Source organism: Ruegeria sp. BHSB056 (assembly GCF_059613305.1).
On sequence record NZ_JBXWSG010000116.1, the window covers coordinates 1 to 9,611 of the forward strand.

At 52.9% G+C, this 9,611-nt stretch carries 7 protein-coding genes and 1 pseudogene; 5 read left to right on the plus strand and 3 right to left on the minus strand.

Annotation, left to right across the window (positions count from 1 at the left end; genetic code table 11):
* The 3 genes and pseudogenes from AC2FND_RS18545 to AC2FND_RS18555 form a co-directional block, all read right to left on the minus strand.
* Nucleotides 1-480, minus strand: a pseudogene (locus AC2FND_RS18545) (radical SAM protein); the annotation flags it as partial.
* 104 nt (nt 481-584) lie between these two features.
* Nucleotides 585-2,924, minus strand: a complete 2,340-nt coding sequence (locus AC2FND_RS18550) for a DGQHR domain-containing protein (RefSeq protein WP_496771236.1) — start codon at nt 2,922-2,924, stop codon at nt 585-587.
* A 263-nt stretch (nt 2,925-3,187) separates the two neighbouring features.
* Complete coding sequence (locus AC2FND_RS18555) at nt 3,188-3,424, minus strand: helix-turn-helix domain-containing protein (RefSeq protein WP_496771237.1); 237 nt, start codon at nt 3,422-3,424, stop codon at nt 3,188-3,190.
* A gap of 171 nt (nt 3,425-3,595) precedes the next feature.
* Between AC2FND_RS18555 and AC2FND_RS18560 the strand changes: the two genes are divergently transcribed.
* The 5 genes from AC2FND_RS18560 to AC2FND_RS18580 all read left to right on the plus strand — a co-directional run.
* Entirely contained in the window at nt 3,596-4,093 is a 498-nt protein-coding gene (locus AC2FND_RS18560) for a hypothetical protein (protein WP_496771238.1), read from the plus strand.
* 615 nt (nt 4,094-4,708) lie between these two features.
* Nucleotides 4,709-4,942 (plus strand): helix-turn-helix domain-containing protein, encoded by a 234-nt coding sequence (locus AC2FND_RS18565; RefSeq protein WP_496771239.1) that lies wholly within the window; start codon nt 4,709-4,711, stop codon nt 4,940-4,942.
* A gap of 168 nt (nt 4,943-5,110) precedes the next feature.
* Nucleotides 5,111-6,790, plus strand: coding sequence for a tyrosine-type recombinase/integrase (locus AC2FND_RS18570; protein WP_496771240.1), 1,680 nt, complete (start codon nt 5,111-5,113; stop codon nt 6,788-6,790).
* Nucleotides 6,783-7,865 (plus strand): tyrosine-type recombinase/integrase, encoded by a 1,083-nt coding sequence (locus tag AC2FND_RS18575; protein WP_496771241.1) that lies wholly within the window; start codon nt 6,783-6,785, stop codon nt 7,863-7,865. Before AC2FND_RS18570 ends, AC2FND_RS18575 begins: the two co-directional genes overlap by 8 nt.
* Before the next feature lie 133 nt (nt 7,866-7,998).
* On the plus strand, nt 7,999-9,611 hold a 1,613-nt coding region (locus AC2FND_RS18580), incomplete at its 3' end, for a recombinase family protein (RefSeq protein WP_496771242.1).

Genomic DNA, 9,611 nt, shown 5'->3' on the forward strand with positions numbered 1-9,611 from the left:
CTCGTAGGAAATATGCTCTAAAATACTGTAATCTGGCACCAAGTCTTCAATTGGCGTGCTTGTATCATCATCCGCGTAGAGCTCTTCATCAAAGGGGTCCAGCTTAAGCGATGTGGCAGGTGCTTCCCCGAGCAAGCCCTTGATAAAGCGCACGCCGCGCCAGCGTGGCTCATCAATAAATTTATCATGCATGAGAGAGGCTGCGATACCGCCGACAAACACCCGATGCGCCTGCCCGCCCACCAGATCAAGTGCATAATCTATGCTTCTGGCCGTGCGTGCCCATTCGAAAGAAAACAGCGTCGTTATGTAAACGCGGTCCCAAGCCGAGTCGTAGGCAGACGGGTCTTCGCCCTTCACAAAGCGAACATTGTCCTTCTTGCCTTGTGGCCCATGATACTGCGCAATTTTCATTAGCCCCAGTGGCGGGTATTTGTTGCGATATCCTGGTTCGACCAGAAGGATGTTCTTGTTCGCCATGCTCGGCCTCGATTCTTGTGTTATGGCACATTAACTAACGGGACAGGCGTTGTCGATCCAGTTCTAGTTACCTTTCTCTCGACGCTCTCTCGCCTGCTGTACCATTACGCGACCGCTTGCGTCTGTGTAGCGTCCGCAGGAAAATACTCTTCTACCTTTTCATAGATATCTTTCACAAATGCCACTTGTTCAGCATCCAGCACACCTTGTTCAGGATGGGCGACCTTGTTTCGAATTTCGTTTAGCTTCCTAATCCATTTTGTGTTTTTGGTTTTAGCGGCCTTGTCCTTCTCGTGCAGCGAAATGACGTCCTTAACCAATTCCCAATTATGAGCACAGATATCGACGTAGTTTTGCAGGAACAACTGGCTTTCCGGCTCTCCCTCCTGATCTTTGGCCTCCCACCGAGCACTACAATCAATCCTGATCTTGGAAGGGATACCTTTTACCCACCAAGCCCGGTCTTGCGTGCCAAATTCGGCTTTCAAGGTGTCTATTACATAATCGAAAATTCGTTTTTGAATACGCAACACTTTGGTACGTGCTTCTTCCGTGCCTGCTTCATCACGCGATTCCTGATAGTCCGCCAATCCGGCAGGTTTAAAATCAGGAAACTTTTTCTGGATTTGCGCTTCCATGCCCCATGCTTGCTGCCTAACTGCGGTCAGAGACGAGCCAATCCGACGAAACGCCAATATGTCCTGTTCAGAAGCATTTTTAAAGAAATCTACAAGCGCCTGAACATAGGGCTCTATCGCCTTGAAGCTTTCATCGGCATCCAGCCCGTATAGCTCTAACCCACTTGTTTGGCGCACGTGGTCGGAAACGTCCTTCATAACGTGGAACAGTGCGCGGAGACCATTGTTCGTGCACAAATATCCGCCTGGTCCATCTCCTAGCTTCCAATGGTTCGGGAGTTGGGTTTCGAACATCCGCAAGCACTCTGATAGGACAGAAAGCCCCTTTTTGAGGTTTGCATCGTAAGCCTCGGCCTGTCCTGTTGAGAATGGGCCGGGCACTATCGAGCCTTTGCTTAGTGTCCCAAGCAGTTTTGCGCCGCGTTCGCCCAACCCATCGCGAATGGATGTCTGCGTCAAGCAGCGGAATTGAGTCTTCTTTTTGCCAGTGATAACCATTCTATCATTGAGCGGAGAGGTTTTATCCTTGTTCAGCCGAGAAGCCACTCGCGAGAGCAGTGCTTGAAAGGCTTCTTCCTGTTCGTCGGATTTCCAATGCAGGTCAGCATATAGTTCAACCAAGAGGCCAGTATTGACCTTCACTTGTTTGCTGTTGATATCGATGAATAGATTCATCTCCTTTTCAGCGGACAAGTTTTCGTAGGCAAGAACAGGGATCATCGAGGAATCCTGATTGAATCCCTCCATGTTCCGCGCATAGGCATAACCATAGAGGCGATGCTGTCCATCAATGATCCAAGCTGATGCGTAGTTTGGTGGCAAGCTGAGTTTAACAAGCGTTTCATTCTCGAATTTCTCAATGACGTCATATCTGAGGCCGCTTTTTCTGCCTGTTTTGAGATTGACCACGATATTTGTTGGAAACTTACCACCATCATTGATGTATTCGGCAATCTTTCTAAGTCGCTTCGGTTGAAGCATTCTTTGATATGTTTCAAGGTTTTCTGTATCCCGGCTCGCCTTGTGGCCGACATAAGCAATTTTCATTAGCTCATCTGGCGGCATGAGGAAGGTATAGAAAGTCTCACCGCCCATCTTGCCTCGTGTTGCAACGACCTGCCGTGCCAAACCATCAATCTTCTGCCCGCCAAACATATGAGCTAGAAACTGGTAGCGGGCGGCCTGTTTGAGATGCTGAACAAGTGCGGCGTAATAGTCTAGTTCGCCATCGGTGACGACAGTGATTTGCGTTTCTTTGCACTTGTTTAAATCTGCTTCACTCCAGACAACATTACGCGTTGCTATGACATGCCTGACCTTGAGTTTGGCCTTCTGACCGTAAAAATTACGGATCGATTTTAGTAGCGGTTCGCGAATAGCTCTGATCTTTTCGATCAGATTGGACATGTTTTTTTTTGCAGGGGTTTCACGTTGCGTGCATTCGACAATAATAACTGTCTCATCATCCTTAGCGAAAACATCAATTTGGCGAGGCTCCAACCCGTCTTCCACCGCAATCGTGAAGTAGCGACCCTTGCTCATCTCGGCAAAGCCCATCTGGGCAAGGATGCTCCAAACTTCGTCTTCAAGCTGTTCATCCGAAGGTTTGGGTTTCGCCATCCGCGTCGACTTCGCGTTCTTCCTAACAACGCGCCAACCGTCTTTCTGTTCTATCTCGACCTTTTCGCCGATCAGTTTTTTGTTGGAGGCAGTTACAGTTTTAAACTGATCCTTGCTTTTCCGGCGCCGAAGTTCGGAGTTAATTTCATCACCCGCAATGAGGGGGCCTAAGTACTGCTCGGTCATGGTCTAAATCGCTGATTCTCGTCTATATGAGGTAGTAAGCACTGCCCAAGCTTCTATATGCAAGGGGCGCGTTGCAAAAATCCGGGCAGTGTTCAAAGTCTCCCTTTGTACCTGGCGCTGGACATACCCTCTTTATCGGGCGTTTCAGACTGTCATGAAACGGGCCAGCGGTTTAGGCAATAATGTTTTTTCCCTTGCGGGTCTGTTGCCAGCCCAGAGGTGACGGGCTTCTTCCAAAGATTCTGAGTTTGGCTCAAGCAGACCTAAACAGACTGCCTGAACTTTTCTGCCTTTTGGAGATCGAAGAATTCCGCCACGTCCACTCCTAAGGCCTCTGCAAGTCGTTCCAAAACTAGCGCCGAAGGATTTCGCACACCTCTTTCAACACCACTGATGTAACCGCGATCAAACCCGCTGTCTGTTGCAAAGTTCTCTTGAGTAATGCGTTTTTCATTTCGCATTCTTCTCAAGTTCCAGCCTATGCGTTTGCGTACATCCATCGGGTTCGATGGATCGTCGAATGAGTCCTATACGGCCACGACTTATAAGTCTCATTTTTCTGTGGACAGCAACTGGACCCTGTGTAATGTCAAAATATTCAAAGGGTGAAATGTTTACTACACCCATGATTATTCGCAACTTTTTGTGATTTCGCCCGAGAGGAGACCGACATGTACTTTGACCCACGCGCACCAAAACCACCCTTCGATTTTGTGCCCCGGAAGCGGACGCCACCGGTGAACAAGCCCCAACTCTATGGGCGGTATTTCGGCGATTTGGCCAGTTGCCAAAAGCTGCGCGACGACATTCGTGACCGCGCCGCGTACCTTCATTGTGTTGGTCACCTTCCCTCGCATTTGCGGCCACGCGCCAACCAAATCCTGCTTCAGATTTCAGAATACTTCCGTCGCCCCACCAGCTTGGATGGTCGGTTGGGGGAACGCCGATTGAAGGAAGACGCAGTCCGCGATTTGAAGATCAACAACCACGACATGGTGAATGAGGTCCGTGAACGTGTGCGCCAAGGCTACCGGATTCAGCACAGTCGAGGTCTGGGCACACGGTGCGGTTTCGGCAAGATTTTCATGTTCAAAAACCATCCGGATCAAATGATGGCCGAGCAGATCACCGTCACCTTGTCGGGCGCGGTCAAACGGGGTTGGGACTGAACTAGCCACCCGTTGCGCTTTGGAGATCGGATGCCGGGTTGACACATATCGGCGTTTACCGACTGGAGTGGCCTCGTCGCTTGTCAGAGAGAGGAGGTATCCGGGCACTCACCCGGCACCCTTGCGCTTGAAACTATCACGTCCGGATGAACACCCAAAGTCAAAACAGATAAAATCTAAATAATTTCATTGAGTTAAACATGTAGAAGTCGGGCCTGATCTCAGTATTGGTAACCGTGAGGTAACCACGCCGTGCTGCCCTTGACAGGCAAGCAACGGCTCATAGGTTAAGAGTACTATCAACCCACCAGCCGTGATGGCTGGGCCGCCAATATTGGGATTGGACAGGACGGCACTTCGTCCTTGACGCACTCGATGGCAATGATCCTGATCTCCTTTGAGGTCAGTGTTTTGTCGTCTGGAGTGCACTCCTAAGCCAGAACATCGCGATCATTGCTTCGAGCGGTTCCTTTAAAAGGAACGTATCGATGACGAGTTCGTCTTCTGCTCCCACGAGCAACCTGCCCAAACTTGATATCCCCCAACCTTTGATCAGCCTTGTGCGCCTATTGGCGCGCGAGGCTGCGCGGTCGGATTTTGCAACCCGTTGCAACGGTGAAGACCCGGAGGTGGATCATGGTTGATCTGCCGATCACAGAGGATGCCGCCTATCTCAGTGTGCGCGATGTCGCGGCGCTGTTCCGCATCAGCACCAAGACCGTTCGCCGATGGATCAAATCCGGTGATCTGCCTGCAACCCGTTTGGGCCGCGATTGGCGTGTTGCCCGCAGCGATTTGCATGCCCTTGCCAAGCAACGCGGCAATCAGGTCGCTGCACATGTTCTCTAACATCTTCATAATGATCGGCTTTTCGAACGTTCGGGAAAACGGGTGCGTAAACTTCGGATACAAATTCACACCCTTGTTTTCCCGAATGCCCGCAAGAGGGCCGCCATGGGTCTGCCTGTCCTCGTTTGTCCCCTTTTGTCCCCAATTTCAAAACCGAAGAGGTTTATCATGACACATCACCAAGAGATCCAGCTACCAACAACGCTGGCCGAGGTTCTGGACGTTCTGAAGTCCAATCCAGACCCCGATAAGAAACGTCAACAGTCCAAGCTGTCCGCGGTCTCGCGCATCAGTACATACATGAACCGCCCTCCGTCAGACATCCCGACAGATATCCCGCAATTGCGCAAACTGCTGGCATCGTTGCATCCCGCCGCCTGCGGGGTGAAGCCCAACACCCTCAGCACCACCAAAAGCGATCTGACCAGTGCCCTGCGTGCGGTCGGGGTGTTGCAGGATTTTGAAGCCAAATTTGAACTGACCCCGGAGTGGGGCGCGTTTTTGACGACTGTGCAATCCACCCATCAGGTTTGGGGCTTGATGCGGTTTGCACGCTATTGCAGTGCCCGGTCGATCTCACCCAAGGACATTGGTGGCGAAGTGGTTCAGGCGTTTCGGACAACCCTCGACGCTGTGCTGCTGAAGAACGAACCGGCCAAGTACATCCAGTCCATGATCGACACATGGAACCACGTGATTGACAAACACGGTCTCGATCTTCCCCAGCTGAACCGCTTGTCGTCGGGCCGCTACGTGGCCCGCCCGCTGACGGACTACCCGGAAAGCCTGCAAGCAGAGATCAAAGCCTATATCGACCGCTTGGCGCAACGTGATCTGTTCAGCGATGACGGGCCCGACAAACCGCTGCGTCAGACCAGCCTGCGCAACACCGAAGCCCATCTGCGGCAGATGCTCGACGCGCTGGTGTCTGCCGGACAGAGCCCGGAACACTTCGTTAGCCTGTCGGAACTGGTCACGGTGCCTAATCTCAAAACGGCCTTCCGGACGATCATCGACCGGCGCGGAACCGACAGTCTGCCGTCTGGGCTGAGTAATGTTGCAGCAACCTGCATCGCCATTGCACGGCATCACCTGAACGTACCCGCAGACGTCCTTAAGGCGCTCAAAGACATTCACAAACGCGTTGCAACCAGCCCTCGCGGTATGAGCCCCAAAAACGCCGAGCGCCTCGCTCAGTTCAACGACTGGGAGAATGTCGCTCTGTTGCTAGGCCTTCCGGATACGTTGATGGAACGGGCGGATGACAAACCGACCTGTCGTGACAGCGCTCTGGCGGCTATGCACGCAGCGGCACTTACCATCCTCCTGAGTTGTCCCATGCGTGTCAAAAACCTCGCAGGGCTGGATTTGGATAAACATTTGATCGCAACTCGCTCCGGCACCCATACTCTGTATTCCATTCGTATCGAGGGAATTGAGGTCAAGAACGGCGAACCTATTGAGGTCAAACTGAACGCCCGTGGTTCGAAGCTGGTGCACCGTTATATCATGCAGTTTCGGTCACAGGTGTCGCAAGCGGGTGGGCGCGCTCTGTTTCCGCGCAGCAACGATGGGAAGCCTCGTGCGTCTAGCAATTTTGGTGGTGAACTCACCCAGCGGGTCTATCGGGAAACAGGGTTGAAGGTTAACCCGCATCTGTTCCGCCACATCGCGGCCAAGCTCTATCTCGGAGAACGCCCCGGTGACTTCGAGACCGTCCGCCGTCTGCTCAAACACAAACGGCTTCAGACCACGATGGATTTTTATGCGTCGCTTAGCAACCAGTGGGCACATGATCACTACGACGAGGTGGTACTTTCGAAGTTCCGGGGGACGTCCAATGACTAATCCCCTTCCCCTTGTTCTTCGTTATCAAGATTGGCCCCAGGCGGATAAATCCGCCTGGGATGCCCTGTTCGCTGAAGGTGACATTTTCGACGGCACAGGCCCCTGTGCGAGCTGGTCTGATGGCAGCCGTAAAAAACGTAGCCAAAGCTACGGGTATTGGCTGTCATGGATGATGCGTCATCAGCCTGTCCTTTTGGATCAGCCCCCGACAGATCGCGTTACCAAGAATGCAGTACGGGGATATTTGGAAGAGGCAGAAGCTCGTGTGAACTCTGTAACCCTCAAGAATATGATCTGTGATCTGTATGTTCTTGCAAGAGCCATGGACCCGTCAGGAGACTGGGACTGGCTAAACAAACTGTCCAACCGCTTGGTTCATCTGGCAGATCGCAAAAGCCTTCCGAAACCGGTTCCGATTTTGGCAGGTGACGTTCTGAACAAAAGCTTGCAATGGCTCCAAGACCTGGAGGTTGATCCATCCCTTAGTGATCTGAAGCGCGCAATTCACTTTCGCGCTGGCCTGATGATCGCCTTTCTGATCGCGCGGCCCGTACGTCGTCGCACGTTGCTGGCGCTGACATCGGATCAGCATCTGCGCAAAACCTCCGAAGGGTTCGAGGTTCATCTTTCGGCGGAAGACACTAAGGACAAAAAAGCGCGTTGGTTTCCTCTGCCCAAAGTTCTGGTGCAACCGATGGTATCCTATCTGGATATTCATCATCCGGTCCTCCTTGGCTCCAAGACGTCCAATGCGCTCTGGATCAGTCAGTATGGCGACCCGATCACGCCCGATGGGCTGTCGCGTGAACTGCCGAAAGTGGCGCAACGCCTGTTGGGTATTGAGTTGCGGACCCACAAGTTTCGGCACATTGCGGCGACCAGCATTGCTGAGACGGACCCGGAACATGTCAACATCATCCGGGATATACTCGGGCACACGACGCTGGACATGTCCCAGAAGCACTATAACCGTGCCACCGGGCTGTCTGCCTGTGACGACTATCAATCTCTTTTGCAGGCAAAGATGAAGACCTTGGGTCGCAAACGTTCGACAATCGTGCCCAAAAGCCGATAGTGTAATTGGTTATCTAATTGTGATTTATGCCTTTTCCATTGCAACAAGTTGCAATGGAAAGTGGAAGACTCGGCCCAATCCGTGCCTATAATGGGATGGGCCAACTTGTTTCTCAGTCCGAAAGGCCCACCCCATGCGCGCCGCCATCTATGCCCGCTATTCCACCGATCTTCAAAGTGACGCCTCCATTGAGGACCAACATCGGCTGTGTCTGCGTCTGATCAATGGCAACGGCTGGCGGGAGGCAGTGACCTATTCCGACCGGGGACTGAGCGGAGCGTCCCATCTGCGTCCCGGATATCAACGGTTACTGGAGGACGCACGACGCAATGTCTTTGATGTCGTTGTGGCCGAAGGGCTTGACCGGATCAGCCGGGATCAGGAACACATCGCGGCCTTCTTCAAACAAATGCGGTTTCAGGGCATCCCGATTGTCACCGTCGCTGAAGGAGAGATTTCTGAACTGCATATCGGCCTCAAGGGGACCATGAGCAGTCTGTTCCTGAAGGACCTGGCTCAGAAGACCCATCGCGGACTTGAAGGACGTGTGCGCAAAGGTAAATCAGCCGGTGGTATTACATACGGCTACGACGTTGTGCGAGACATGGGTGCAGACGGGTCGATCACCACAGGGGAACGGCGGATCAATGAAAGCCAAGCCCAGGTCGTTCAGCGTATCTTTCAGGATTACGGCCATGGGCTGAGCCCACGCAACATCGCTTCCAACCTGAACGATGAGGGCATTCCCGGACCTCGTGGCACGTGGGGCGCATCAACCATCTACGGCAACCACCAGCGTGGCATTGGTATCTTGAACAACGAACTCTATATCGGGCGACTGGTCTGGAACCGGCAGCGTTTCGTCAAAGACCCGAACACTGGCAAACGGCAATCCCGCCCAAACCCACCAGAAGACTGGGTGATTGAAGACGTGCCCGAGTTGCGGGTTGTATCCGACGAGCTTTGGAACACGGTAAAGAAACGGCAGGAACAAACGCGCAACGCCGCGATCAGCGATGGCATCAAGAAGCTGGGCCGCACCAAGCGGGCACGGCATCTGTTTTCCGGCATGCTGACCTGTGGGTGTTGTGGCGGTGGCGTCATCCAAGTCGGCAAACATTATTACGGGTGTTCCACCCGACGGAACAAAGGCACCTGCGATAATCGGCTGACGATCAAACGCGCGGAGCTCGAAGACCGTGTTCTCTCCGGCCTCAAGGAACAGTTGCTGCATCCTGATCTGATCGCGGAATTCACCAAAGCCTATCAAGAGGAATACAACCGTCTTGCCGGGTCCATTCAACAAGAACGGAGTAGCGCGACACGTGATCTGGCGCAGATCGAGCGCAAGATTGCACATCTCATAGACGCCATCAGCGATGGCATGTTTCACGCCAGCATGAAGGATAAGCTGACAGCGTTGGAGGTTCGCAAATCGGAACTCGAAGCCTTGATCGCCGCCGCCTCTGATGAACCGCCGGTGTTGCTGCACCCCGGTCTGTCCGACGTGTATCGGGAACAGGTCGCCAGTTTGACCACGGCGCTGCGCGATCCCTCTTCGCAAGCTGAGGCAACATCCATCATTCGCGGCCTGTTGTCAGAGATTCGATTGGTCCCGGAAGATGGGGAATATAGGGTATGCGTCCGCTGGAGGAGCAATCCGTTGTTTGAGAGCGGTCAATCAGATGGTAGCTTTTATTGTTTCCTGGAGACAAGCGGACAGTTGCGCTCGGTCTTCAATCGGTG